Source organism: Bacillus salipaludis (assembly GCF_004358205.1).
Genome location: NZ_SMYO01000020.1, coordinates 1 through 23906 on the forward strand (window position 1 = coordinate 1; position 23906 = coordinate 23906).

General features: G+C 39.1%; 21 protein-coding genes and 10 tRNA genes. 7 read left to right on the forward strand and 24 right to left on the reverse strand.

Going from position 1 to position 23906, the window contains the following annotated elements; all coding sequences use genetic code 11:
• Positions 1 to 163 precede the first annotated feature (163 nt).
• The 11 genes from E2K98_RS25755 to E2K98_RS25805 form a co-directional block, all read right to left on the reverse strand.
• A tRNA-Gly gene (locus E2K98_RS25755) sits at positions 164 to 237 on the reverse strand.
• Positions 238 to 251: 14 nt separating this feature from the next.
• Positions 252 to 328: transfer RNA gene (locus E2K98_RS25760), tRNA-Pro, on the reverse strand.
• Between the two features lie 6 nt (positions 329 to 334).
• Positions 335 to 411, reverse strand: a tRNA-Arg gene (locus E2K98_RS25765).
• 61 nt (positions 412 to 472) lie between these two features.
• A tRNA-Leu gene (locus E2K98_RS25770) sits at positions 473 to 558 on the reverse strand.
• Positions 559 to 620: 62 nt separating this feature from the next.
• Positions 621 to 705 (reverse strand) — tRNA-Leu (locus E2K98_RS25775).
• A 10-nt stretch (positions 706 to 715) separates the two neighbouring features.
• Positions 716 to 790: transfer RNA gene (locus tag E2K98_RS25780), tRNA-Gln, on the reverse strand.
• A 26-nt stretch (positions 791 to 816) separates the two neighbouring features.
• Positions 817 to 893, reverse strand: a tRNA-Asp gene (locus E2K98_RS25785).
• Between the two features lie 51 nt (positions 894 to 944).
• Positions 945 to 1016, reverse strand: a tRNA-Glu gene (locus E2K98_RS25790).
• An 8-nt stretch (positions 1017 to 1024) separates the two neighbouring features.
• Positions 1025 to 1112 (reverse strand) — tRNA-Ser (locus tag E2K98_RS25795).
• Between the two features lie 3 nt (positions 1113 to 1115).
• Positions 1116 to 1190: transfer RNA gene (locus E2K98_RS25800), tRNA-Asn, on the reverse strand.
• 109 nt (positions 1191 to 1299) lie between these two features.
• Complete coding sequence (locus E2K98_RS25805) at positions 1300 to 1773, reverse strand: SprT family protein (protein ID WP_133339348.1); 474 nt, start codon at positions 1771 to 1773, stop codon at positions 1300 to 1302.
• Positions 1774 to 1929: 156 nt separating this feature from the next.
• Between E2K98_RS25805 and cmpA the strand changes: the two genes are divergently transcribed.
• A complete protein-coding gene (cmpA, locus tag E2K98_RS25810) occupies positions 1930 to 2043 on the forward strand; it encodes a cortex morphogenetic protein CmpA (RefSeq protein WP_133339268.1) in 114 nt (37 codons plus the stop codon).
• Positions 2044 to 2069: 26 nt separating this feature from the next.
• On the opposite strand, the gene E2K98_RS25815 is transcribed toward cmpA, so the two are convergent.
• The 6 genes from E2K98_RS25815 to acpS all read right to left on the reverse strand — a co-directional run bounded on the left by E2K98_RS25815 (position 2070) and on the right by acpS (position 8195).
• Positions 2070 to 4250 (reverse strand): Tex family protein, encoded by a 2181-nt coding sequence (locus E2K98_RS25815; protein ID WP_133339270.1) that lies wholly within the window; start codon positions 4248 to 4250, stop codon positions 2070 to 2072.
• Between the two features lie 185 nt (positions 4251 to 4435).
• Complete coding sequence (locus E2K98_RS25820) at positions 4436 to 4786, reverse strand: type II toxin-antitoxin system PemK/MazF family toxin (protein ID WP_026574157.1); 351 nt, start codon at positions 4784 to 4786, stop codon at positions 4436 to 4438.
• A gap of 4 nt (positions 4787 to 4790) precedes the next feature.
• Positions 4791 to 5072 (reverse strand): CopG family ribbon-helix-helix protein, encoded by a 282-nt coding sequence (locus E2K98_RS25825; protein WP_026574158.1) that lies wholly within the window; start codon positions 5070 to 5072, stop codon positions 4791 to 4793.
• A 309-nt stretch (positions 5073 to 5381) separates the two neighbouring features.
• Positions 5382 to 6539 carry an alanine racemase gene (gene alr / locus E2K98_RS25830; RefSeq protein WP_133339272.1) on the reverse strand — a complete coding sequence of 386 codons (1158 nt, stop codon included), beginning with the start codon at positions 6537 to 6539 and terminating at the stop codon, positions 5382 to 5384.
• A gap of 114 nt (positions 6540 to 6653) precedes the next feature.
• Positions 6654 to 7667, reverse strand: coding sequence for a LolA family protein (locus tag E2K98_RS25835; protein ID WP_133339274.1), 1014 nt, complete (start codon positions 7665 to 7667; stop codon positions 6654 to 6656).
• 165 nt (positions 7668 to 7832) lie between these two features.
• On the reverse strand, positions 7833 to 8195 hold the full coding sequence (gene acpS, locus E2K98_RS25840; RefSeq protein WP_133339276.1) for a holo-ACP synthase: 363 nt from the start codon (positions 8193 to 8195) through the stop codon (positions 7833 to 7835).
• A 79-nt stretch (positions 8196 to 8274) separates the two neighbouring features.
• On the opposite strand from acpS, the gene E2K98_RS25845 reads away from it, so the two are divergent.
• Complete coding sequence (locus E2K98_RS25845) at positions 8275 to 9003, forward strand: rhomboid family intramembrane serine protease (RefSeq protein ID WP_133339278.1); 729 nt, start codon at positions 8275 to 8277, stop codon at positions 9001 to 9003.
• A gap of 104 nt (positions 9004 to 9107) precedes the next feature.
• On the opposite strand, the gene E2K98_RS25850 is transcribed toward E2K98_RS25845, so the two are convergent.
• Together E2K98_RS25850 and E2K98_RS25855 are read right to left on the reverse strand one after the other, a co-directional pair.
• Positions 9108 to 9620 (reverse strand): hypothetical protein, encoded by a 513-nt coding sequence (locus tag E2K98_RS25850; RefSeq protein WP_133339280.1) that lies wholly within the window; start codon positions 9618 to 9620, stop codon positions 9108 to 9110.
• 115 nt (positions 9621 to 9735) lie between these two features.
• Positions 9736 to 10485 (reverse strand): YqjF family protein, encoded by a 750-nt coding sequence (locus E2K98_RS25855; RefSeq protein ID WP_133339282.1) that lies wholly within the window; start codon positions 10483 to 10485, stop codon positions 9736 to 9738.
• A 188-nt stretch (positions 10486 to 10673) separates the two neighbouring features.
• Between E2K98_RS25855 and E2K98_RS25860 the strand changes: the two genes are divergently transcribed.
• From E2K98_RS25860 to E2K98_RS25880, 5 genes are all read left to right on the forward strand, one after another.
• Positions 10674 to 12080 carry an FMN-binding glutamate synthase family protein gene (locus tag E2K98_RS25860; protein WP_133339284.1) on the forward strand — a complete coding sequence of 469 codons (1407 nt, stop codon included), beginning with the start codon at positions 10674 to 10676 and terminating at the stop codon, positions 12078 to 12080.
• A 58-nt stretch (positions 12081 to 12138) separates the two neighbouring features.
• A complete protein-coding gene (locus tag E2K98_RS25865) occupies positions 12139 to 13554 on the forward strand; it encodes an FMN-binding glutamate synthase family protein (protein ID WP_133339286.1) in 1416 nt (471 codons plus the stop codon).
• Between the two features lie 157 nt (positions 13555 to 13711).
• Positions 13712 to 15256: a spore germination protein gene (locus E2K98_RS25870; RefSeq protein ID WP_133339288.1), complete on the forward strand. Its 1545-nt coding sequence runs from the start codon at positions 13712 to 13714 to the stop codon at positions 15254 to 15256.
• Complete coding sequence (locus E2K98_RS25875) at positions 15256 to 16416, forward strand: Ger(x)C family spore germination protein (protein ID WP_133339290.1); 1161 nt, start codon at positions 15256 to 15258, stop codon at positions 16414 to 16416. The genes E2K98_RS25870 and E2K98_RS25875 overlap by 1 nt, the downstream gene beginning before the upstream one ends.
• 226 nt (positions 16417 to 16642) lie before the next feature.
• The gene (locus E2K98_RS25880; RefSeq protein WP_133339292.1) at positions 16643 to 17746 is read left to right on the forward strand and encodes a GerAB/ArcD/ProY family transporter; all 1104 of its coding nucleotides are present in this window, start codon (positions 16643 to 16645) and stop codon (positions 17744 to 17746) included.
• Between the two features lie 47 nt (positions 17747 to 17793).
• Here E2K98_RS25880 and E2K98_RS25885 read toward each other — a convergent pair whose 3' ends face one another.
• The 5 genes from E2K98_RS25885 to E2K98_RS25905 all read right to left on the reverse strand — a co-directional run bounded on the left by E2K98_RS25885 (position 17794) and on the right by E2K98_RS25905 (position 23717).
• The gene (locus E2K98_RS25885; protein WP_133339294.1) at positions 17794 to 19269 is read right to left on the reverse strand and encodes a DEAD/DEAH box helicase; all 1476 of its coding nucleotides are present in this window, start codon (positions 19267 to 19269) and stop codon (positions 17794 to 17796) included.
• A gap of 200 nt (positions 19270 to 19469) precedes the next feature.
• Entirely contained in the window at positions 19470 to 20159 is a 690-nt protein-coding gene (locus E2K98_RS25890; RefSeq protein ID WP_133339295.1) for an alpha/beta hydrolase, read from the reverse strand.
• 12 nt (positions 20160 to 20171) lie between these two features.
• Entirely contained in the window at positions 20172 to 21545 is a 1374-nt protein-coding gene (locus tag E2K98_RS25895) for a UDP-N-acetylmuramoyl-tripeptide--D-alanyl-D-alanine ligase (protein ID WP_133339296.1), read from the reverse strand.
• A 167-nt stretch (positions 21546 to 21712) separates the two neighbouring features.
• Complete coding sequence (locus E2K98_RS25900) at positions 21713 to 22792, reverse strand: D-alanine--D-alanine ligase (protein ID WP_133339298.1); 1080 nt, start codon at positions 22790 to 22792, stop codon at positions 21713 to 21715.
• A gap of 148 nt (positions 22793 to 22940) precedes the next feature.
• Positions 22941 to 23717, reverse strand: coding sequence for a hypothetical protein (locus tag E2K98_RS25905; protein WP_133339300.1), 777 nt, complete (start codon positions 23715 to 23717; stop codon positions 22941 to 22943).
• Positions 23718 to 23906 lie beyond the last annotated feature (189 nt).

Genomic DNA, 23906 nt, shown 5'->3' on the forward strand with positions numbered 1-23906 from the left:
TATTAGGCACGCCGCCAGCGTTCGTCCTGAGCCAGGATCAAACTCTCCAAGAAAGTTGATTTAGCTCGAATGTTACGTTGGCTTCATTTCAAAAGAAATGAATATTATTGTTTGTTGACGTTTTTGTTTGTTTAGTTTTCAAAGAACAATCACAAAATCAATTTGGAGCGGGTGATGGGAATCGAACCCACAACAACAGCTTGGAAGGCTGTGGTTTTACCACTAAACTACACCCGCGTATTATATTTAACTGGTCGGGAAGACAGGATTCGAACCTGCGACCCCTTGGTCCCAAACCAAGTGCTCTACCAAGCTGAGCTACTTCCCGTAATAATGGCGCGCCCGAAAGGAGTCGAACCCATAACCTTTTGATCCGTAGTCAAACGCTCTATCCAATTGAGCTACGGGCGCAATATTTTACAAGCAACTTTTATATCTTAACAAATCCATTTCGTCTTGTCAAGAGTAATTTTGGTGCGGCCGAGAGGACTTGAACCTCCACGGGGTTGCCCCCACTAGGCCCTCAACCTAGCGCGTCTGCCATTCCGCCACGACCGCGTATAAATTAGCGACAAAAGTAATCATATCAAAATTACACGCTTATTTCAAGTGGTAATTAATGGTGCGGGTGAAGGGAGTCGAACCCCCACGCCTTGCGGCGCCAGATCCTAAGTCTGGTGCGTCTGCCAATTCCGCCACACCCGCATATTTAAGATGGCTGGGCTAGCTGGATTCGAACCAACGAATGACGGAGTCAAAGTCCGTTGCCTTACCGCTTGGCTATAGCCCATCAAAAAACGATTGAAAAATAAAAAATGGCGGTCTGGACGGGACTCGAACCCGCGACCTCCTGCGTGACAGGCAGGCATTCTAACCAACTGAACTACCAGACCATTATCTTTTGAGAAACAGGAAATGAGCTATTGTTCATTTCCCATCCCTGATGACCCCTACGGGATTCGAACCCGTGTTACCGCCGTGAAAGGGCGGTGTCTTAACCGCTTGACCAAGGGGCCTTTAACTACGGAGAAGGAGGGATTTGAACCCTCGCGCCGGTTACCCGACCTACACCCTTAGCAGGGGCGCCTCTTCAGCCTCTTGAGTACTTCCCCATATGGCTCCGCAGGTAGGACTCGAACCTACGACCGATCGGTTAACAGCCGATAGCTCTACCACTGAGCTACTGCGGAATAGTAAGATTTAATAAGGCAATTACCTTATCGACTCTTCATATTATAATGACGTTAGGATTCAAAGTCAACATCATTTTTCAAGAAAATCATTTTCCATTTTCTTACGCTATTCTTGGATTACTTCTTTAATTTTCTTCAGTCTCCCTCGGCATTTCCCGCAAACATACCGGCTTGTATCGATACTTCTCTTTCTTTGATAACGGAGGCAGCAGTTTGTGCACTCATATAGGAGTATTTTTTTAAAGGTTCTCTTTGGAGCTTTCTCCTTTAGTGGTGTACAAAATCGGGGTGCCCCAACTTTCTTTAGCAACCATTTAAATTCAGGATCACGATGCTGATACCCTTTTCCTTCAAGATGGAGATGATAATGACAAAGCTCATGCTTAATAATCCCAATTAATTCATTCTCTCCAAATTGCTCTAGATACTTTTTATTAATTTCAATATTATGTGTACCTAACAGGTATCTTCCGCCTGTTGACCGCAATCTAGAATTAAACGCAGCTTGATGTAGAAAAGGTTTTCCAAACACTTCAATGGATATCCTTTCAACCAGTCTTTGAAGCTCTGGTGCCTCCATTTTTCTTCCCACACTTTCCACTTCACTATTTTCTTCTTCAAAAACTTTCAATACGGTACAAAATAACAAATACCTTCATATTTCTAGTGAACGTGACAACCTATTATAGCATATATTGTATTTACCTTTAATGATTTACTTTCAGGAGGTTTTACTATGCCGACTTGGTTTCAAAACCAAATGAAAAGAGCCTTTTATGAAAAGAACCGTTATCAAATCAAGCTTTTAAACCAATGCTGGTTTTTTTACAGAAAAAAACACTGCCCTTAAAAGCAGTGTTTTCCTTCACAGCTTGATTATTGCTTTGCTGGTGGCAACATCGTTAATGCTACACGTCCCTTGTTCATATCAACAGAATCTACCCAAACTGTCACAACATCCCCAACGGACACAATATCTAATGGGTGCTTAACAAATCGATTGCTTAGCTTTGATATATGGACTAATCCATCCTGTTTTACGCCGATGTCAATAAAGGCACCAAAATCAACCACGTTACGAACTGTACCTTGAAGTTCCATCCCAGGTTTCAGATCCTCTAATTTTAAAACATCCTTTTTTAATAGAGGACGGGGTAAGTCATCACGCGGATCTCTTTCCGGTCTTACTAAAGCGTCGATGATATCCTTTAAGGTTAATTCTCCTATCGCTAACTCTTCTGAAACACTTTTTAAGTCTAGGCCATTAAGAGCTTCCTTTAACTCGTCTGCACCTAAATCTTTTGTTGAAAATCCAAGGGTGGATAATAACTTTTTCACTTCATCATAGTTTTCCGGATGAATTCCCGTACGATCCAGAGGCTCTTTTCCATCAATTACCCGCAGGAACCCTATTGCTTGTTCATATGTTTTTGCCCCAAGCCGCGGTACCTTTTTTAGTTGAACTCTGCTTGTAAATTTCCCTTCCTCTTCCCGTTTTTTCACAATATTGTTTGCCGCCGTTTTGGTTAAACCCGCAACATTTTGCAAAAGGGACGATGATGCAGTATTCACATTGACCCCTACACGGTTAACCGCGGTCTCCACCACGAAATTTAGCGATTCTGATAATCGTTTTTGGGAAACATCATGCTGGTATTGACCCACTCCTACAGATTTCGGGTCAATCTTCACCAGCTCAGCAAGCGGGTCCTGTAAGCGCCGGGCAATCGATACAGCACTTCTCTCTTCTACTTGGAAATTCGGAAACTCTTCTCTTGCTAAATCAGATGCGGAGTAAACACTAGCTCCCGCTTCATTGACAATTAAATAAAAAATTTCTTCGTCCATCTCTTTTAAGATATCCGCCACGAACTGCTCTGTTTCTCTTGATGCCGTACCGTTTCCGATGGCAGCCATTTCTACCTTATACTCACGTAAAATTTGGATGAACTTTTCTTTAGCCTCTTTTGTTTTTGAAACCGGTGGATGTGGGTAAATGACATCAATCTTTAGAACCTTTCCAGTTTCATCCACAACAGCAAGTTTACAGCCTGTTCGATATGCCGGATCGACTCCGATTACGACTTTTCCTTTAAGCGGCGGTTGCAAAAGCAAATTCCGAAGATTTTCAGAAAAAATATGTATCGCCTGCTCCTCTGCTTTATCAGTTAGTTCACTGCGAATTTCTCTTTCAATAGAGGGCTGGATTAATCTTTTATAACTATCTTCGATCGCCTCAACTACACTTGGTGCCGCAGGTGAATGCTGATTACGAATCCACTTTTTCGAAAGATAATTCAAGATTAGATCCGTATTCATTTTGATTGAAACTCGTAAAATATCTTCCTTTTCGCCGCGATTAAGAGCTAGAATACGATGGGGCACAATTTTGCTTACAGGTTCTTCATATTCATAATACATTTCATAAACTTTCTTTTCGTCCTTGTCCTCTTCCTTAACTGCTGATGAGACTGTACCAGATTTAAAGGTTTCTTTCCGAACCCATTTTCGCCCTTCAGCATCATCACTTACCCATTCCGCGATGATATCTTTAGCTCCCGCAATGGCATCCTCAACGGAAAGGACTTCTTTTTCTTCAGATAAGAACTCCTGTGCCTTATTTTCCACATTTTCTTTTGTGAAAGTCATAAGCCACTCTGCAAAAGGTTCCAAACCTTTTTCTTTTGCAACGGTTGCTTTTGTTCGGCGTTTTTGTTTATAAGGCCGATATAAATCTTCAACCTCCTGAAGCTTTTCAGCACGGGTGATGCTCTTGTTCAAATCTTCAGTTAGTTTTCCTTGTTCAGCAATGATCCTCAGAACCTCTTCTTTACGTTGTTCGAGGTTTTGAATATACTGCCAGCGTTCTAAAATATTGCGAATCTGCACTTCATCAAGCGCTCCAGTCATTTCCTTACGGTAACGGGCAATAAAAGGTACTGTATTGCCTTCGTTTAGCAAAGAAATCACACTTTTAACTTGCTTGGCGGAAATTGCTTGCTCGGATGCAATCTTACCAAACAACAACTGCTCATCTTTTACGACTGTATCATTCACTTAAACAATCCTCCACTTCATCATTTCCATATTATTGTATCAAATAAAACTGAGCGATTCACCAACCATGGTTTTGCTTTTTTAGCAACAAAAAAGCAAGCCGGCGGGCTTGCTTTCAGCAGAAAAACACAGTAGAAGAGTAGAATATGTATAAAAAAACGCCCTTTCAAAAAGAGCGTGCTTAGCTAAAATTCGATGAGACCGATGCTTACACGCAAGGCATCATCCACTTTTTCCATCATTTCGTCATCGAGATGGGTAATTTTATCGGTTAACCGCTGCTTATCTATTGTACGAATTTGTTCTAAAAGAATGACTGAGTCTCGTTCAAAACCGTAGCGCTTCGCGTCTATTTCAACATGAGTCGGAAGCTTCGCTTTTTGAATTTGAGCTGTAATCGCTGCAACAATAACGGTGGGACTAAACCGATTCCCGATGTCGTTTTGGATGACAAGTACAGGACGGACGCCGCCTTGTTCAGAACCAACAACTGGGGATAGGTCCGCGAAATATACGTCACCACGCTTGACAATCAAAGGATTATCCTCCGCTTACAAGACGTTCTACTGTGTGTTCTGCCTCGTATTCTGCTTGAAATGCTTCAGATGCAATCCTTAAATTAATCTTAGCCATTTCCATATATCCACGTCTCATGGATTCGCGAATTTGTCTTTTTTTACGTTCGCGTAAATACATTTTTGTTGCTTGATAAATAAATTCGCTGCGATTCACATTTTCAAGCTTTACAAAACCATCTAACTCGGTTAAAAGATGTTGCGGTAATTTCACTAAGATCTCCGTAGTTGCGCCGGATTCAGACACAAACATACACCTCCACCATCACTACACACCAATTTTTCTCTGTACCATATTTTATAATAACACTATTCAACCTAAATGCATAGACTAATTATAATACTATTGTATTATAAGCCAATAAAAGATGCTTTTATGCATAAAAAGTCCGCAATAATATAAATATGTTTAAATTTAATAAATACGCCTTCTTTTTTCTAAGGCTCTGTTTAACTTAGTTGTTGATTTCCGCTCTAGGCACAAGCGGTTCGGAGAGCCTCCTCGTCGCTACGCTCCCCAATCAACATAGTTTATTTATCAAAATTAGCGTTTTTTCTAAAGAAGATAGTTTTTTATTTCGGCCGTTTTCCCGCCTTTTATATATAGACGAGGGACTCGATTCGTTATAATACACGGAACCTCGTAATTGATGGTCTCCATTTTTTTTGCAATTTCATTGACAGATATAAACTGATTGTTGTCTTTCCCAATTAACGTTACATTCGTGCCAACAGGTACCTCATGTGGTAGCCGCACCATGAATTGGTCCATACAGATTCTGCCGACAATTGGCACACGTATTCCATTGACTAATACTTCCTGACCCTGCAATTTTCGAATCCACCCATCTGCATAGCCAACGGGCACGGTTCCAATCCATTCATCCCCGCTTGCCTCATACGTAGCACCGTAACTTATTTTATCACCTTTACTCAGTTGTTTTACATGGACAAGTTTTGAGTGCAGTGAAAAGGCTTCATTCAAAGAAAATGGGATTTCAGGTTCCATCTCAAGGGATGGTGTCAATCCGTACATAGCAATCCCCAGACGAACGGCGTTATAAATGCCGCTTTGAAATCTAAGCGTTGCGGCGCTATTACTGCAATGAACATACTTTGGCCGTACCTTCAGCACACTTACCAACTCTTGAAAAAGCTCGAATTGCTGATTGAAATAATTTTGATTCAGTTCATCTGCTGTAGCGAAATGAGTAAAGATTCCTTCAAGGTGAAAACGCTGATCAAGGGATACCAGTTGCTCAAAATCTTCAACTTCTTCTTTACTGCGAATACCAAGTCTACCCATTCCCGTATCCAGCTTTATGTGAACAGACACCCTGCTATCTGTTTTTAAATGTCTTTGGGCTTCAAGCAGCCAATCCTTTTGAAAAACGGTAAGGGTTATTTGTTTATCTGCAGCCATTTGTACATCCTCAGCACGGCTGGCACCTAACACAAGAATCGGTGCTGTTATTCCTTTCTTTCTTAAAGCAAGGGCTTCATCCATAAAGGCAACGGCCAATTGGGTTGCACCTGCATCAAGCGCTTCTCTGGCCACTTGTACATCCCCGTGGCCGTAAGCATTTGCTTTTACAACTGCAATGATTTCCACCTCTTTGGGCAGAAGCTTTTTAACGGACGAAACATTCGTATGAATACAATCCAAGTCTACTTCCGCCCATGTATCTCGATAGAAAAAGCTGCGCTCTTCCATTTTTCCACTTCCTAAAAACGATAATTAAACTCCAATATTATTTTATCATAAAACAATTTAATTGCTCCAAATCAAAAAGAAAACAGGCTCTAAAAGAGCCTGCTACAAGATATCCTATTTAACAGCATCACCCTGTACAGATTGTGCTACTTCAATCATTTCATCCCTTGACAGATTTTTCGAAGCAATCATGTAATCGACCCCGTCTTGTGTCCAAGAAATAGAGTGATCTGATACAGCGCCAATGGTCGTTCCCAAATCTACCAAATCCCCTTCCACGTACGTCGGAGAAGTGGATGCATCTTTCACTGTTACCTTTTCCTGTACAAGTGTAAAGGATTTTTTGCCGTCATAGGTTAATACAACCCGTTTGCCGTCTTCAATGCTTACTTCATCTTCCTTAATTAACTTCGTACCTGAAATTTTGGCTGTTGGATATTTAACCGTAAAAGCAGCATCTTTTGGTTCTGCCATTGCCGGCATTCCAATTTGTGCTCTTGTCATATTCTTTTTCAATTTAAAATCGTCTTTATCAAAGCTTGCATTAAACTTCACTTTTTCAAATTGAACTGTTACAAGTGGATTTCGGTCAGGATCCATTACTTTAACCACTGCCGGTGATAAATCCTTCTTATTTAGTTTAATTTCTTGGAATGGAAGCATGCTATTATTTTGATAGCGTGTTTTCGTTTCAAATACATAGTAGTCCTTGGTTGAGGAGAATTTTGCCTCTTTATCCATCATAATATCTTTAATTAATGATTCATATAGATAGGCCTGGCTGCTGTTTTGCGGCCAATCGCTCTGAAATTTGAAGCTCTTATTTAGGGCTGGAGTTAGAACGAATACCCCTTCGTCATTCCTTAAAATCATTTGACTTTGGTCTTTTTCGGCATTTTTTAGATTTACTCGATAAAACTTCTTGTCCTTTTGCCAGATTTCAACATTATACACTTGAGAATCCGTGCCCATTTTTAGGGTCATTTTTGCATTTACTTTATAACCCGATAGGTCATTAAGTTTACCACTTAACTCTTTTACTACATCACCCTGAGACTTCGACCCACAAGCTGCCAGCAAAAAGATGACCATTAGTCCCGTGATCAGCAGCATCAACTTTTTCCTCATTCCTTCAACCCCTTCTTGTCTCATTTCATATGATTATGGAGAAGAGAAAGGCAGGGGCCAGAATAATCGCTTATCAAAATGACCATAGCTGACCTTGTCTCTCCTAATTCTCTATGAATATATGAGACAACCTTTAGGAATATGCTAATGAGGAGGGTCAAGCAGTTAATTTTTTATCACTTCATTCTCAATAATCACTTGGGCCACGACATATTCCTTGCTATGAGAAATAGATAAATGGCCCTTGATTTCCGGCTTTACCAAATAGGGCTTCCCTAAAGAATCCGAGTCAATTTCAATATCCAAAAAGGACAGCTCTTTTCCAATCCCTGTGCCGACAGCTTTCGAAAAAGCCTCTTTTGCTGCAAATCTTCCGGCTAAAAATTCAACCTGTCTTCGCTCGGAAAGCACCTCGAATTTTTGTTTCTCTTGGTCAGTTAAAATTCGGTCAATTAATTTTCGGTGTCTATGTAATAAATCCTGAACCCGTGACAATTCAATAATATCAATCCCAATCCCTTTAATCATGCTTCATCATCCTTCTATTTTGTTTATAAACAGCATAAATAATAATGTACAAGTCGCAAATGCTCCCGGAGGTACATATATGTTTACAAGAACGGAAACCTTTCGTGAATTTATCCGTTTGTATCCAATTGTTTCTACTATTATTACCATTCATGTAGTCTTATTTCTTTTCACCGTACTGCCTATCTTTCCAAACTACTGGTTTTTTGAACATCTGTCAGGTGTAAACCTTTATATTTTGGAGGGAGAATACTGGCGGCTCATTACACCGACCTTTTTACATAGCGGTTTTACCCATATGCTTTTTAATAGTGTTTCTTTGCTGCTGTTCGGCCCAGCGCTTGAACGAATGCTTGGCGGGGTTAAATTTCTATTGGTCTATCTTGTATCAGGACTGATTGCCAACCTCGCAACGCTTCTCCTTGAGCCGCTCAGCTATACCCACGTCGGCTCAAGTGGAGCAATTTTTGGCCTTTTTGGATATTATGTAGCGATTATTATTTTTCGTAAAAATTGGCTTTCAAGACAAAACTCACATATTATCCTTGTTCTTTGCGTCCTCAGTTTAATTATGACATTTTTACAGCCAAATATTAATATTACCGCCCATTTATTCGGATTACTTGGTGGATTTTTCCTTGGAGTGATTCCTTATTACAACAAAAAGGAGCTTTCCAATTCAATTAAGGATGCTACTTATTGGGCAAGCGGAAAAAGACGACTGTTTACTTCTAAATCCCCCCTAAAAATTTTAATTTGGGGAATCGTTATATCAATCGTCATCATTGGCATTTTCTCTCGAAAATAAAAGGAACCTCCATTCTTGGAGGTTTTTCCCTTTTCAAAGATATTTTTATAAGGAACAGTGAATTCTAACAAAAAGTTCGTGGAGTGAGAAGTATTTCTTTAAACCTATCTTGATTCTTTATTAAATGAAAACTCTGCGTTTTTAAGACTAGCAGCCCTCTTAATTGATTGTTCTACAACATACTGAAAGCCATAAATAATAACCGACAAGAATATACAAATAAAATACCAGGTAGTATGTTTCATCTTTATAAATTTGACAACTCCGAATTTTTTCCCTATATAGGGTAACGGGAAAGCATTTATGACATCCAACACCATATTTGTAAGTAAGTACTTTGGAAAATTTCCGAATGTTAATTTAAAGATCCAAAGTGTTGCTACAAAAAAAGGACCCAATATAAATGTAAAATCTATTGGACCAGGAGATATAGGACTTTTAGTGATCCACCATTTTTTCTTATAACAAATTAGGCTGAATACGCTTAAAAATAAATTGGTAAAGCTTGCTACAGGTAAAAACCTCAAAAAACTTCTTATTCCCATAAAAGGAACGGTTAGCCAAGGAAAAATTAATACAGCTAAAGAGAATGCAACTTTCGTTTTATGCTTAACCATTAAGCTCCCCCTCAAATTGGTATTTCACAGTAATAATTCCATAAATATATAATTTATCCTGACTAACCCAAATATACACGAATTAAATTTATACTCCTCCACTTAACAAATATTTTTAATAGGTCCGTATTTTCTTAATATTCCACATTAGCGACTCAACCCCTGCGGAGAAATGCGCGATAGGACCCACTTGAGATATGTCAAAATGAAAAGGAGAAAAAAGGGTGTTCCTGAATATCTCTATTTCTGCCTTTTGCAACGGCCAAGGCGGATGGTGTATTTCACCGCAATAAATGTTTCCTCCGTTATTCGAACTATAGAGACAATAGCGCTCAGTAAGCCAATGGTCTAGTGTTCCTTCCTTTGGAAAATAAACTTCCGATACCGGAACGTATTTCCCCTTAAATAATATAGGAGTATTAAAATTACCGTTCCGACTACTATGAATATGAAAGGATTGTCCTTCTTTTCGAAAAGAAATTTGTGCCGAATAATACGGTAAATGAAACCATCTTTTTGCAATCTTCAAGGAAGCCCAGTTCTCAACATCAATAGATAAAAAATAAATACCGGGTTTTCCATCGCATGTTACATATGTCCTTACATTCATTTCTGGAAATTTAGGGGTTAGGGAAACAGATGATATTCCACGGGGATAGATTCCTTCTAAAACAAATACAATGACACCTAACCATGCGGAACCATTAAACGTATCAATTTGTAAAGAAGAAGGAATATGTGGCCGTAGTATATTAAGTGGAATTGGCCAATGCAAAAACAATAAATTTCTCCAAGTTTGTCGCATAATCCAATATTTTGATGGTAATGGCCAAGACCGATGACTAAGATCATTCATTATATTCATCACATAATCCCCCTGTTTTTATATGTATATAGTTTAGTGTAAATTGAAATTTTAATACGATGTTATATACATAAATCTAGACTATTTTCTAAGTATTATCTTGATATTCATAAGTTTTCCCTTTTTTTGGATATAATAAGATTGATTGACTTTATTATTGAAACTATGCGGAATTTGGAGAAATAACTATGGCAAATATTTTTTATTATTTGACTTTTGGAATGGTAGCAATAATTTTTACGATTTTTATATTCATGCTTCTTGGATGGCGTTGGTTCATGAAACGAATGGTGAAACAAATGGGAAAAATTATTTTAACAGACAGTTATCAAGAAAATATCATGGAGTTGATGCCAGGACTGCGTCATATGGGCATTCAAAATATGCTTGAAAATAGCTTGCGTGCAGAAACTGGTGACGTCCTCCACCGCCCGCTTGGCTCTTCAAAAAAATGGCCGCATTTTGATTCGATTACCTTTATACCTGCCCAAACCTCACCTTTTCCGATTGACGGTGAAGCAGATGTTGATGTGGAAGTAACCATTGGGCCACAAGCAAAAAAACCGATGAAAATAAAAATTCCGTTAATGATCAGCGGCATGGCCTATGGGATTGCACTCAGTGAGGAAGTGAGAATCTCATTAGCACAAGCAGCTAATAATGTTGGAACCGCCATTAATTCTGGTGAGGGGGCAGTTTTACCTGAGGAAATCAATATCGGCGGAAAATATATTTTACAGTTTTCCAAAACAGATTGGTCAAAGGAAGAAAAATTAATTAAGCGGGCCGATATGATCGAAGTTAAGTTAGGGCAAGGAGCATTACTCGGAACCGGCGGGAAAATTTCTCCTAAAAATTTAACAGGCCGTGCCCGTGAACTGATGGGGTTACAGGAAAACGAGGATGCCGTTATTTATGATAATTTTGTAGAGAATCAAACGCTGGATGATTTGAAAGAACTTGTTGATGAGCTTCGTAGTCTCACAGGTGGAGTTCCCATTGGCTCGAAAATAGGAGCTGGCGGGAAAATTGAAGAAGATATTGATCATTTAATCTACATTGGTGTTGATTATATTGCAGTGGATGGCGGTCAAGCAGCAACACATGGTGCCCCTCCTATTTTAGCTGACGACGTCGGAATCCCTACTCTGCATGCAATTGTCAGGGCTGCTAATCATCTTGAAAAGAGAAACATGAAGGGAAAAATTAGTTTAATTGCCTCAGGCGGACTTCTAGTTCCCGGACATTTCTTAAAGGCGCTCGCCCTCGGAGCTGATGCTGTATATTTAGGGTCTGCTATGTTATTTAGCGTCTCACATCCTCAATCCTTAAATGCCCTTCCGTTTGAACCACCGACACAAGCTGTTTGGAATCAAGGGAAATACAAGGATCAATTTAAGATTGACGTAGGAGTAAAATCAGCAGAGAAATTCTTAACAGCAAGTACAGAGGAAATAAAAATGGCATTAAGAGCAATGGGAAAACGCTCTTTAAAAGAGTTATCTAGAATGGATTTAGTTTCCTATGATGAATTAACGGCCAAAATGATTGGAATTCCGTTTTCCTTTGAACCATGGGAGGACAAAAACAGGTGAATATTTAATAAATGATCAAATTATTCGATCCATTTTCTTTACTATCGGAGAAGTGACAATGGCAAACCTATTCTTTTATATATCTTTTACAATGATGTCCCTCCTATTTATCATGTTTTTATTCATGCTCGTCGGCTGGCGCTGGGTGATGAAACTAATCGTGAAAAAGGCCGGGAAAATCATGTTATCTGACAGTTATCAGGAAAATATTATGGAACTAATCCCAGGCCTTCGGCATATGGGCATTCAAAATATGTTGGAAAATAGCTTGAGAGCTGAAACAGGGACTGTCCTTTATCGCCCGCTTGGCGGCTCTTCAAAAAAATGGCCGCATTTGGATCCGATTACCTTTATCCCCGCACAAACATCACCCTTTCCAGTTGATGGTGAAGATGATGTAGATGTTAAGGTAACCATTGGGCCAAGGGCAAAAAAACCAATGGAAATAAAAATTCCACTAATGATCAGTGGAATGGGCTTTGGAATTTCACTTAGTGAACAAGCCAGGCTTTCTTTGGCAACTGCTGCTAAAAAGACAGGAACAGCGATTAATTCAGGGCAAGGTGGAATCCTACCTGAAGAATTAGACTCAGCCGGAAGGTATATTTTACAATTTTCGAAAACAGATTGGGCAAAGGAAGACCATTTATTTAGCCGTGCTGATATGATTGAAATCAAATTGGGCCAGGGTGCAGTAGCGGGAATGGGCGAAAAAATCCCGGCACAAAACTTAACAGGTCGTGCCCGTGATGTAATGGGACTTAAGGAAAATGAGGAAGCAGTCATTCATGAAAACTTTTGGGAAGATCAAACATTAGTCGATTTAAAACTACTCGTGGAGGAACTTCGCGTCCGATCAGGTGGTGTTCCTATAGGTGTCAAAATTGGCGCAGGTGGAAAAATTGAAGAAGATATTGATCATTTAATCTTTATGGGGGTTGACTTTATTACCATTGATGGCGGACAAGCAGCCATGAAGGGTGCACCTCCTATATTATTAGATGATTTTGGAATCCCTACCTTGCATGCAGTAGTCAGAGCGGTAAATCATCTTGAAAAAAGAAAGGTGAAGGGAAAGATTAGTTTAGTCGTTTCAGGAGGACTTTTAGTCCCCGGACATTTTTTAAAAGTCCTTGCACTCGGAGCGGACGCTGTATATGTAGGCTCTGCTATGTTGTTTGCTCTTGCACATGATCAAGTATTGAATGCCCTTCCATTTGAACCGCCAACACAAGCTATGTGGTATGACGGCAAGTTCAAGGATCAATTTAAGAGAGAAGATGGGGAAAAAACAGCAGAAAAGTTCTTAACAGCGAGTGCAGAAGAAATGAAAATGGCTTTAAGAGCAATGGGAAAACGCTCTTTAAAAGAGTTGTCAAGAAAGGATTTAGTGTCCTATGATGAGCTGACAGCAAAAATGGTTGGAATTCCATTTTCTTTTGAACCATGGGAAGAAAAACAATTTGAGAAATAAGTGTCCAGAGACATTACTTTTACTCCCGTTCCAATACCAAGTGCATTCTCATTATTTGGGTCGTGATTTAAGTCCCGTTAATGATTATGTTCTTTTCCCAAAAATATTTTTACTAAAAAGGGGGAATTCTAACAAAAAGTTCGTGGAGTGAGAAAGTATGTCCATTTTTTCAAAATTGAAAAGTCTGCAGAAAACCCAAAAGGAAAATAGAAAAGTCTTTTTAGGGTCTGATTTTGAAGTACGAATGGAATGGTTTAGAGACACCTTCCAACAAAGTATTGATATCACCTTTCACGAATTAACGGCAAATCAAACGCGCTGTGGGATTGTGTTTTTACAGTGTATGGTGGATCAGCAATTATTTGATGACCAAGTATTAAAATATATTGTTTCACCTAATTTCGCTGCATCCCCTAATGAATTAATTCATAAAATACTTGATTTACAATCGATCAGCACAATGTGTACGAGCATTCTTACCGATATGCAGGAAGCCTCCGAGAATATTTTGGACGGAAAAGTTGTCGTTTTTTTCGAAGGCGATAGCCGCATGATTGCTTTTCCGCTAACAAGCTTTGAAAAACGAACCGGTAGTGAAACTACAAATGAGAATGTTATCAGGGGACCAAGAGAAGCATTTTTGGAGGATATCCATACAAATGTCACTATGATACGCAGAAGAATAAAATCACCGGATTTAAAAATGGAACAACTTATAATCGGAAAATATACAAAAACGAAAGTCATCATTAGTTATATCGAAGGACTTTGCCGGGATGACTTAATTGAAGAAGTGAAACAAAGGATAAACCGGATAAAAATAGATGGCATTTTGGCGAGCAGCTATATTGAGGAGTGTATCGATGATCGGCCGTTATCACCCTTCCCTCAATCACAAAAAACAGAGCGCCCAGATGTGGCGGCGGCAGCCTTACTGGAAGGGAGAGTGGTTATTTTTGTTGACGGTGACCCGATCCCCCTTATTGCACCTGTTAATTTTTACATGTTTCTCCAAGCCGCTGAGGATTATTACCAACGATATTTTCTTACTAGTTTTATTCGCTTGCTCCGCTACGGCTGGTTAATCGTTTCGCTGACTTTCCCATCCTTTTATATAGCGATTACCACCTTCCATCCGGAAATGATTCCTACGAGTCTTTTATTAAGTGTTGCTGCATCACGTGAGAATGTACCCTTTCCAAGCATCGTGGAAGCATTACTGATGGAACTTGCCTTTGAAGGTTTACGTGAAGCTGGGATTCGTACTCCAAAAGCGGTAGGACAGGCAATCGGTATCCTTGGCGCAATCATCATTGGACAAGCAGCTGTACAAGCAGGGATTGTTTCGGCGATTATGGTCATCATCGTCTCCATAACTGGGATTGCCTCCTTCGTGATACCAGGTTATGATTTAGGATTTTCCGTCCGTTTACTCCGTTTTCCAATCATGATTTTGGCGGGTACCTTCGGAATATTCGGTTTAATGATCGGCGTCATTCTGATTTATATCCATGTGGTAAGCCTGCGTTCGTTTGGCATGCCCTATCTTTCGCCAACAGCACCGCTTAGAATCAGTGATTTAAAGGATATCTTTATCCGGGTTCCATGGTGGATGATGCGTAGCCGGCCCTCCTTTTCCGGGGCAAATGATCAGATTCGCTCAAATATCGAGAAATCCATACTCGAGGATGATGAAGATTAATGAAAAGATTAAAATGGCTCATCTTGTTATGCCCTTTGTTATTAACAGGGTGCTGGTCACAATTAGAACTCAATGAACGAGCGTTTGTTGCAGGCATTTACATTGATAAAGCCGCAAAAGGAAACATGGAGGTAAGTCTTTCTTTTACCCTGCCAAATCGCCTTGTACCTGGTGATCTCGGCGGTGCAGGTTCATCCGGAAAACCATATACAATTCTTTCTGCAACTGGAAAATCGTTTACGGAAGCCTATAAAAAAATACAGGCAACCATAACCAGAAATATCAGCTGGGGACATACAAGGATCATTATCATTAGTGAAGAAATGGCCAGGGATGGTATTAAAGATATATTAGAATTTGTTGTCCGGGAACCAAGTTTGAATATTAATCAGGCTTTATTAATTGCACCGGGAAAAGCAAAGGATATCGAAAAATTAACTCCAATATTTGAACGATTTCCAAGTAGCATTCCCACATCTTTTACGCAAAGAAAGATCACTATGGATACAACAACAAAAGACTTCCTTGAAGCTCATAGCGGTGATATGATTGTCAGCCTTTTATCTAAGAAAATCATGAAAATGCTAAGTGAAGGTGGGAAAGAGGGGCTTTTTGTCAGTCCCGGAGAGATGGCCTTATTTCATAATTACAAAATGGTCGGAAAATTAGACACAAAAGCTGGCCGGGGGGCGTTATGGCTTCGCAACCTGATAAAAGATGCCGAAGTAACCATGAATTCTCCAACAGATCAACATTTGATTAGTTTATTAGTCATGAACGCCAATTCAAAGATTCGCCCTTCCAAAAACAAACCTTTCACTTTTAATGTCGATATAAATGCGGAAGGGCATATTTCTGAATCTCATTCCAATATCAACTTATCAAATGAAAAAAACATAGCTCAACTTGAGCTAACAGCCGAAAAACAAATTCGAAATAGGATTAAAGCCACTTTAAAGGCATCCCAAGAAGAAAAAGCAGATGTTTTTCAATTCGGTGAATATCTATCCTGGTATAAACCAAAAATATGGAAAAAGGTAAAAAATGACTGGCCTGAGGTTTATCATGAAAAGGTGAAATTAAATGTTCACATTGATTTAAAGATTAGACGACTAGGGTCTGAAAATGATCCATTTTGGATAAAGGGAAGAAATTTATGATTTTGATTATCCTTGGCTTTCTCATAATATTTTGTTACGAATGGACGTACTTAAAAAGCAAAAATCGTAAAAAAAGAACCTACTGGATTGTCTTCTGTATAATGGGTGCTTCCTTTTTTTATTGTATTTCGACTATTCTATTCAAACAACTACCTAGCGCAGGTGATTTGATTCAATTTCTTTTTAAACCAATCCAACAAAAAATTATAGGTTAGGTGAACCTTTTTTGAAAACTGAACAGATTTCCCAAAATCAACTACTACTTTTCTTCATTCTTTATTTTTTCTCCACACTGGTTGGATTTGGTGCTAGTCACATGATTCACGTATCCCAGTACGATTCATTACTTGTTCTATGTTTAAGCGCCTTAACAGGGATTATACTTGCCTTTTGTGTCATAAAACTAGCAAAGCGGAGACCTAATGAATTTATCGTCCATTATGGAAGCGAGATTTTCCCCAACTGGATTCATATTCCTTTTATGGCGATTTTCTTTGTTTTCTTTCTGACCAGCAGCGCTCTAATTCTAAGAGAATATGAAGATTTTATTGTCCAAATTTATCTTCCCAAGACGCCGAATTGGGCGGTTGGCTGCATGTTTGGAGTGGTAGTAGCCGTCACAGCGCGATTAGGATTTGAAAATTTATTCCGGATCGCACAAGGGTTGTTTTATTTAGTTATTTTAGGGAATATAGGAAATCTACTTTTTATCGGCAAGGAATTGCGCTGGGAACGCTGGATGGCCTTTATTACCAATCATAGCGGACAAGGAATCTTAATGGGCGGCTACTCCACTGCTCATTTTTTTGGAGAGGCTATTATTTTACTTTTTTTATTTCCCTATTTGACGCAAAAACACAAAACATTTAAATCCATTATCTTGGCATCGTTTTTCTCTATACTATTTATTTCATCCAATATCATTTGGCTATTATTGCTGTTTGGACCGAATTTGGCAAGTCACCTGACCTATCCAATGTTAGAAATGATTCGCTATATCCGTATCGCTGATTTCATCCAAAATCTAGACCATTTATTAATTTCTATCTGGGCCACAACAGTTTTTATAAAAGTTACTCTTTTTTTTACGATTTCAGTTCAAATTCTTTCCCAGCTATTTCGCTTGAAAGATCACCGGCCCCTTGTGTTTTCGTTAACAGCAGTAATGATTTCCTTATCCCTAAACATAGCAAGCGGATTTGCTGAAATGACCAGCCTTTTTACTGACTCATTTCCTACCCTTTCTTACTTTATGGAGCTTATTCCTTTACTATATTTAGTCATGGACACAATCAAACAATCCATAAAGAAGAAAACGGAAAAAAGTTAAAAACGAGCGAAAAGAGCATGAACAAGATGTCCATGCTCTTTCCTATTTTAATGATTATAGCTTCTTGGCTTTGATTTTCCAGACGTTCTTTTTTCACCGCTTCTTGGTTTTACCGGTGATTTCTTTCTGCGGTCGGAATTAAACCCTCTAGAATCGTCTCTTCTTCTGCGGTCCCGATCCTGCGATCTTCTTTCCCTTTTTTGCGGAAGAGGTTGTTCCTCTGTTAACTTAACAGGAGTAGTATCTGGTTCCTTCGTTAACATTTTCAAAACAGCTGCAACAACAGTGGAAGCGTCGTTTGCTTCAAGTAATTCTTCGGCAGCCGCTTTGTAATATTGAAGGTTATTGGCTTCAATTGTCTGAACAATTTTGTCCACTACTGCACGCTGCTGTCCTTCTAATGCTTCATCAAGGGTTGGCGGCTTCATTCTTTCCATCTTACGTTTTGTAGTTTTTTCAACCACATTCAGGTAAGATTTTTCCCGTGGTGTAATAAAGGTCATCGCAACCCCTGTTTTACCCGCACGGCCAGTACGTCCAATACGGTGAACATAGCTTTCAGGATCTTGAGGAATATCAAAATTATAAACATGGGTTACACCAGAAATATCAAGACCTCTTGCTGCTACATCCGTTGCTACAAGGACATCAATCGAGCCTTCTTTAAATTTACGAAGGACAGAAAGACGTTTTGCCTGACTAAGGTCGCCATGAATTCCTTCAGCCGTATAGCCTCTAAGGTTTAAAGCTTCAGATAACTCATCGACACGGCGTTTCGTCCGTCCGAAAATAATCGCTAGTTCTGGTGATTGGATATCCAAAAGTCTTGTTAACACATCAAATTTATTTTTTTCCTGCACTTCCACATAGTATTGTTCAATGGAAGGAACAGTCATTTCTTTAGCTTTGACACGAACAATCTGAGGATCCTTCATAAACTTTTCAGCCATTCGCTGAATCGGTCCCGGCATGGTTGCTGAGAACAGTAATGTTTGGCGCTCGGTAGGGATTTCCGCTAAAATCGTTTCAATATCTTCAATGAATCCCATGTTTAACATTTCGTCTGCTTCATCTAGGATGGCTGTATGAACATGGTCTAAGCGAAGTGTCTTTCTGTTGATATGGTCAAGTACACGGCCTGGTGTCCCAACAATAATATGTGGGGCCTTTTTTAAAGAACGGATTTGGCGGCCAATATCCTGTCCTCCGTAAATTGGTAATACACGAACTCTTTTACCTGAACCGATTTTGTATAATTCTTCTGATACTTGAATCGCAAGCTCGCGGGTAGGAGCAATAATAATCCCCTGGATTGCCTCTACACTTGTATCCACTTTTTCTACCAATGGAATTCCAAATGCAGCTGTTTTTCCTGTTCCTGTTTGAGCCTGGCCGATCAAATCCTTATTTTCTAAGCTCAATGGAATCGTTTCTGCCTGGATTGGCGTTGCTTCCTCAAAACCCATTTTGAGGACAGCCTTTAATGTTTCCTGGCTAATACCTAAATCTTGAAACTTCGTCAATGTTTTCATTCTCCTTCATCTATTTAAAAATTGTATTTATGCTGAATGTATCGTGACGCATCAAAATGCCCAAATTTATTTTATCAAAAAAAGACATTCCTCCAAAGGAGTATGCCCTTATTTCCTCGTTCTTAAGACACGTTGATTATTATCATACCACTATTCCTTGTATATTGCAATCAAAGCTAGTTTTACCAACCTTAATACTCGGATAAAAAATCATACACCTGGGAAAATAGGGCGGCTTTTTCCTCACAGTGACAAATATGATGTTGGGAATCCTTAATATAAGTAATCCGCTTCTTTTTTGAATTAATGGTCCGATACAAATATTCAGCACTTTTTGGCGGCACCATTCCATCGCATTCCCCTTGAGCAATTAAGGTCGGCACTTCTACTTGATACAAAAGTGGTTTAATAAAGGAGACAAGTTGACGAAATTGCAAGGTAGCCGCTATTGGGGTTGCTTTTATTTTTCTTAAATAACGCTGAAATAATTCATTCTCCCTCAAGTTTCCTCTTAGAGAGTCGATCAGCATTCTTTTTAATTCCACCGCCATTTGTTTTGGATTAATATAGAGGGCGGCGGCACTTAACAAAATAAGCCTTTTAACAGGATAATTGGCTGCTAAATAGGCCGCAATTAAGCCCCCCATTGAAAAACCAATGACATAAACTTCTTCACAGGTTTGAAGGAGCTTCTTTAATTCATCCTCGGCACATTCAATCCATTGCTGATACTGAACCCCTTTTAATGAAAGTGTTTCACCATGACCCGGAAGTGTGGGCACACAAAAGCACCAATCGGTCCGTTCCGATAAATACTCCACCAGCGGTTCTACTTCATAAGGGGCTCCCGTAAAGCCGTGAATACATAAGCAGCCAATCATTTTACTCACCTGCTATTTTTGTAAATAACTTACAACTTCTTCTAATTTCATCCCGCGGGATGCCTTAACAAGCACTAAAGACTCTTGGTTTACATTGTTTACCAATTCGCGAATTAACTCCTTTTTATCCGTAAAGGCGAAAACCCGATTTTCTCCTAAAACTGCACGTGCACCCTTAGCGATATGAGCTCCTAATTGACCGTAAGTAAACAATAAATCAATTTTATTTGGATTTAGCCCCTGACCAATTTGCAAATGATATTGTTCTTCCTGCGGCCCTAATTCCAGCATATCACCTAATACAAGGATTTTTTTATCATACCCTTGAAGATTCGATACTAATTCAATCGCAGCAATCATCGATGTCGGACTGGCATTGTAAGCATCATTAATAATTTTTTCCCCATGCTTACCTTCAACAAGCTCCATTCTCATATTTGTAAGCTTGATCCCAGCTAAACCTTCATTCATTTTTTCAAACGGAACATTAAAATGTCTGGCAATCAACATGGAGGCAAGCGCATTTAAAATATTGTGCGTTCCCAAAACGGGAAGCATAAAGCTTTCGGTTGAAGCATTCGTCTTAAACCGGTTACCATGATCGATTTGAATAATGTCTGTTGGGAATAAATCATTGGTTTCATTCCTTCCAAAGGTCTGTACCTCGACATTACCTTTATATCGATGGATTCTTTCCATTAACAATGGTTCATCCCCATGCAATACAGCTAGTCCACCCTCTTTTAAGCCTTGCAAAATTTCAAGCTTCGCTTCAGCAATTCCCTCTCTAGAACCAAGGTCAAGCAAATGGGATTCACCAATATTCGTGATAACGACGGCATCCGGGCAGGCGAGTTTGGTGAGAAATTCAATTTCACCACGTCCGCTCATCCCCATTTCCAAAACAGCAATTTGGGTATCTTCTTCCAATCCTAATATCGTAAGTGGAAGACCAATTTGATTATTATAATTACCTTCCGTTTTTTGAACTTTATATTGGGTCGAAAGCAGACCAGCAGTTAAATCCTTTGTGGTTGTTTTTCCGTTACTGCCGGTGATTCCTACCACCTTTATATTCAGTTCCAGACGGTAGCTTCTTGCTAATTCCTGTAAAGCTGTTAAACAATCATCAACAATTAAAATCGGCAGATGCTCTGGCGGGTTTGGAACATCGCTTTGCCAAAGAGCAGCTGCAGCACCTTTTTGGATGGATTCCTCTACAAATTTATGGCCATCTACCCGTTCCCCTTTAAAGGGTACGAACAAGCTTCCTGCTTCAATTTGCCTTGAATCAATGACAACTTCTTGGACGACTACATCTTTAAAAGGAGTGATATCATTTTTTACCGTGATCATGTTAGCGATTTGGCTAAGAGTTCTTTTCATCCTTTTTCCCTCCTCTATTCAATTGATTCTCAAAAGAACGGACACGGCGAAAAGCCGTGCCGTACACATTTATTGTCTAGCTCCTGCGCCAAGCCCTTCAGGGAAAAAATGAACTGCTCTTTTTTCCTAGGTCACTTCGGCACTGAGCAAGGAACATCGCTTTTCGTTTAGAAAGTATATTTAATCTGTTGTTTTTCGTTATGTCTGTCTTTTGCAAGATTGACAAGGCGCTCAATTAATTGTGGGTATTCCACCCCAGTGTGCTTCCATAACAGCGGGAACATACTAAATGGAGTAAAACCAGGCATTGTATTTACTTCGTTAATTAATGCTCTTCCATCCTTTGTTAAGAAGAAATCAGCACGAACCAACCCCGAACAATCCAACGCTTTAAATGCCTGAATTGCCATTGCTTTAATTTGTTTATATTCATCCTCTGTAATTTCAGCAGGAATTATCAACGCGGTTTCGCCATCTTCATATTTCGCTTTATAATCATAAAAATCTTTTTTCGGTACAATTTCTCCTGCTACGGAACATTCCGGCTCATCATTTCCTAGAATACCCACTTCAATTTCACGGGCAGTTACACCTTCTTCGATAATCACCTTGCGATCAAATTGGAAGGCTTCCGCAAAAGCTGTTTCCAATTCTGCACGATTCCGGCATTTACTAATTCCAACACTTGATCCAAGATTAGCTGGCTTTACAAAACATGGATAACCTAGTGCTTCCTCAACCTTTGCATAAGCAACTTCTTTTTCCTTTTGCCATTCACTTTTAATAAAAGCAACATAGTTTACTTGGGCGAGCCCGGCTTGTGCAAATACATTTTTCATCATCACTTTATCCATACCGGCTGCGGAAGCAAGTACCCCATTTCCGGCATAGGGAAGATTTAATAGTTCTAATAATCCTTGTACCGTACCATCTTCCCCATTTGGTCCGTGCAATAGCGGAAAGATGACGTCAAGAGGGGCTTGTTCCTGTTTATTTCCTTCAAATAAAGCAGGGGCTAAAGAAAGTGGGGATAATTCATCCCCCCCGGTAAACTCAAGTTCCTTAACATTCTCAACAGGAGCTTGCAGCTGCGCACCCTTAATCCACTGACCTTCTTCATTTATGTAAATTGGATGAATTTCAAATTTTTCCAGGTCCAGCGCGCGAATGACTGCCATCGCCGTTTGCATAGATACTTTATGTTCAGCGGATTTTCCTCCGTATAATAAACCCAGTTTCGTTTTCATGATAAACCTCCATTTTAAATACTGTTTTTATTTTAGCACTTTCTCAAAAATTTAAGGAATGATGTGATAATCTTTTTTATATTTTATGAAATCAAGTGCTTGATTCAAAACAATCAAAAATAAAATCTCTCCAAATTATCAGGAGAGATTAGCGAACATTCAATTTCCACTCTTTTGTTTTTTTATCAAAAATGATTTTAGCATGATATGGTTCTTTTGAAATAATTTCATATTCCTCATACATATCATCCATATTGGCAAAATCACCAATTACCCAGATTGGAATTTCAATCTTTGTACGCTGTTGATCTGCATCTTTCATCGAAATGCAGATTCCCTCTTTTATAAACGGAGTTAAGGAAAGAAGAATCTCCTTGTTTACGGACGGATAGATGCGTTTTTTTCTTAAACCTAAAAGGGATTTCTCCAATTTCAGTTTACTTACTTTTCCGGAAATGGCCTCGCTAAGTAAATGAAAAAAGTCCTTAAAGCTGCGATAATAAATTTTGTTAAACCAGCCATCATCATGGGCTAAATACACAAACCGATTTCCGAGCTTATTATAGAAGGGCAATTTTAAATGTTGCTTTAAATGACCCAAATATAATAATTCTGCAATTTCCTGTCCTGTTAGCTCATTTAAAACCTCTTCTTCAATAAAATCAATCCAGCAAAAATCTCCATATCCGTATACATCTTCCCCAGCTAATTTTTTTACACGATCCTCCGGACAATATTCAAGCAGCGTATGCATATTAAACTCAGTATCATCAAAACGGTGCTTTAATAAAAGCAAATGGTTTAATGAATCTGAAAAAGCAGCAGCAAATTCATCGAATTCAATTCCGTAGGACATTACATACTGATCCGATTGATTTAAGTGTACATAAATAAGATCCCGTATGTCTTGATGATGCTTTTTCAAGGCCAAACTCCTCCGAAAGTTAAAAATTTATCTTAAAAGGACAGCTATCGTAAAAACTGCCTATGTGTTATTCCTTATCATTTTACCAAAGAATAGGTCAAATAGCTTATTTCAATTCTTTTACAATTTTAAAGCTTTGATGATGAAAATTGCAAATGGATTATCATAAAAGTAACTGTTTTTAAAATA

Coding starts and splice junctions, on each gene's coding strand:
- E2K98_RS25805 (WP_133339348.1), bottom strand. CDS start 1,773: ATGGAGGCACCAGAGCTTCAAAGACTGGTTGAAAGGATATCCATTGAA.
- cmpA (WP_133339268.1), top strand. CDS start 1,930: ATGCCGACTTGGTTTCAAAACCAAATGAAAAGAGCCTTTTATGAAAAG.
- alr (WP_133339272.1), bottom strand. CDS start 6,539: ATGGAAGAGCGCAGCTTTTTCTATCGAGATACATGGGCGGAAGTAGAC.
- E2K98_RS25835 (WP_133339274.1), bottom strand. CDS start 7,667: ATGAGGAAAAAGTTGATGCTGCTGATCACGGGACTAATGGTCATCTTT.
- acpS (WP_133339276.1), bottom strand. CDS start 8,195: ATGATTAAAGGGATTGGGATTGATATTATTGAATTGTCACGGGTTCAG.
- E2K98_RS25845 (WP_133339278.1), top strand. CDS start 8,275: ATGTTTACAAGAACGGAAACCTTTCGTGAATTTATCCGTTTGTATCCA.
- E2K98_RS25850 (WP_133339280.1), bottom strand. CDS start 9,620: ATGGTTAAGCATAAAACGAAAGTTGCATTCTCTTTAGCTGTATTAATT.
- E2K98_RS25855 (WP_133339282.1), bottom strand. CDS start 10,485: ATGAATATAATGAATGATCTTAGTCATCGGTCTTGGCCATTACCATCA.
- E2K98_RS25860 (WP_133339284.1), top strand. CDS start 10,674: ATGGCAAATATTTTTTATTATTTGACTTTTGGAATGGTAGCAATAATT.
- E2K98_RS25865 (WP_133339286.1), top strand. CDS start 12,139: ATGGCAAACCTATTCTTTTATATATCTTTTACAATGATGTCCCTCCTA.
- E2K98_RS25870 (WP_133339288.1), top strand. CDS start 13,712: ATGTCCATTTTTTCAAAATTGAAAAGTCTGCAGAAAACCCAAAAGGAA.
- E2K98_RS25875 (WP_133339290.1), top strand. CDS start 15,256: ATGAAAAGATTAAAATGGCTCATCTTGTTATGCCCTTTGTTATTAACA.
- E2K98_RS25890 (WP_133339295.1), bottom strand. CDS start 20,159: ATGATTGGCTGCTTATGTATTCACGGCTTTACGGGAGCCCCTTATGAA.
- E2K98_RS25895 (WP_133339296.1), bottom strand. CDS start 21,545: ATGAAAAGAACTCTTAGCCAAATCGCTAACATGATCACGGTAAAAAAT.
- E2K98_RS25900 (WP_133339298.1), bottom strand. CDS start 22,792: ATGAAAACGAAACTGGGTTTATTATACGGAGGAAAATCCGCTGAACAT.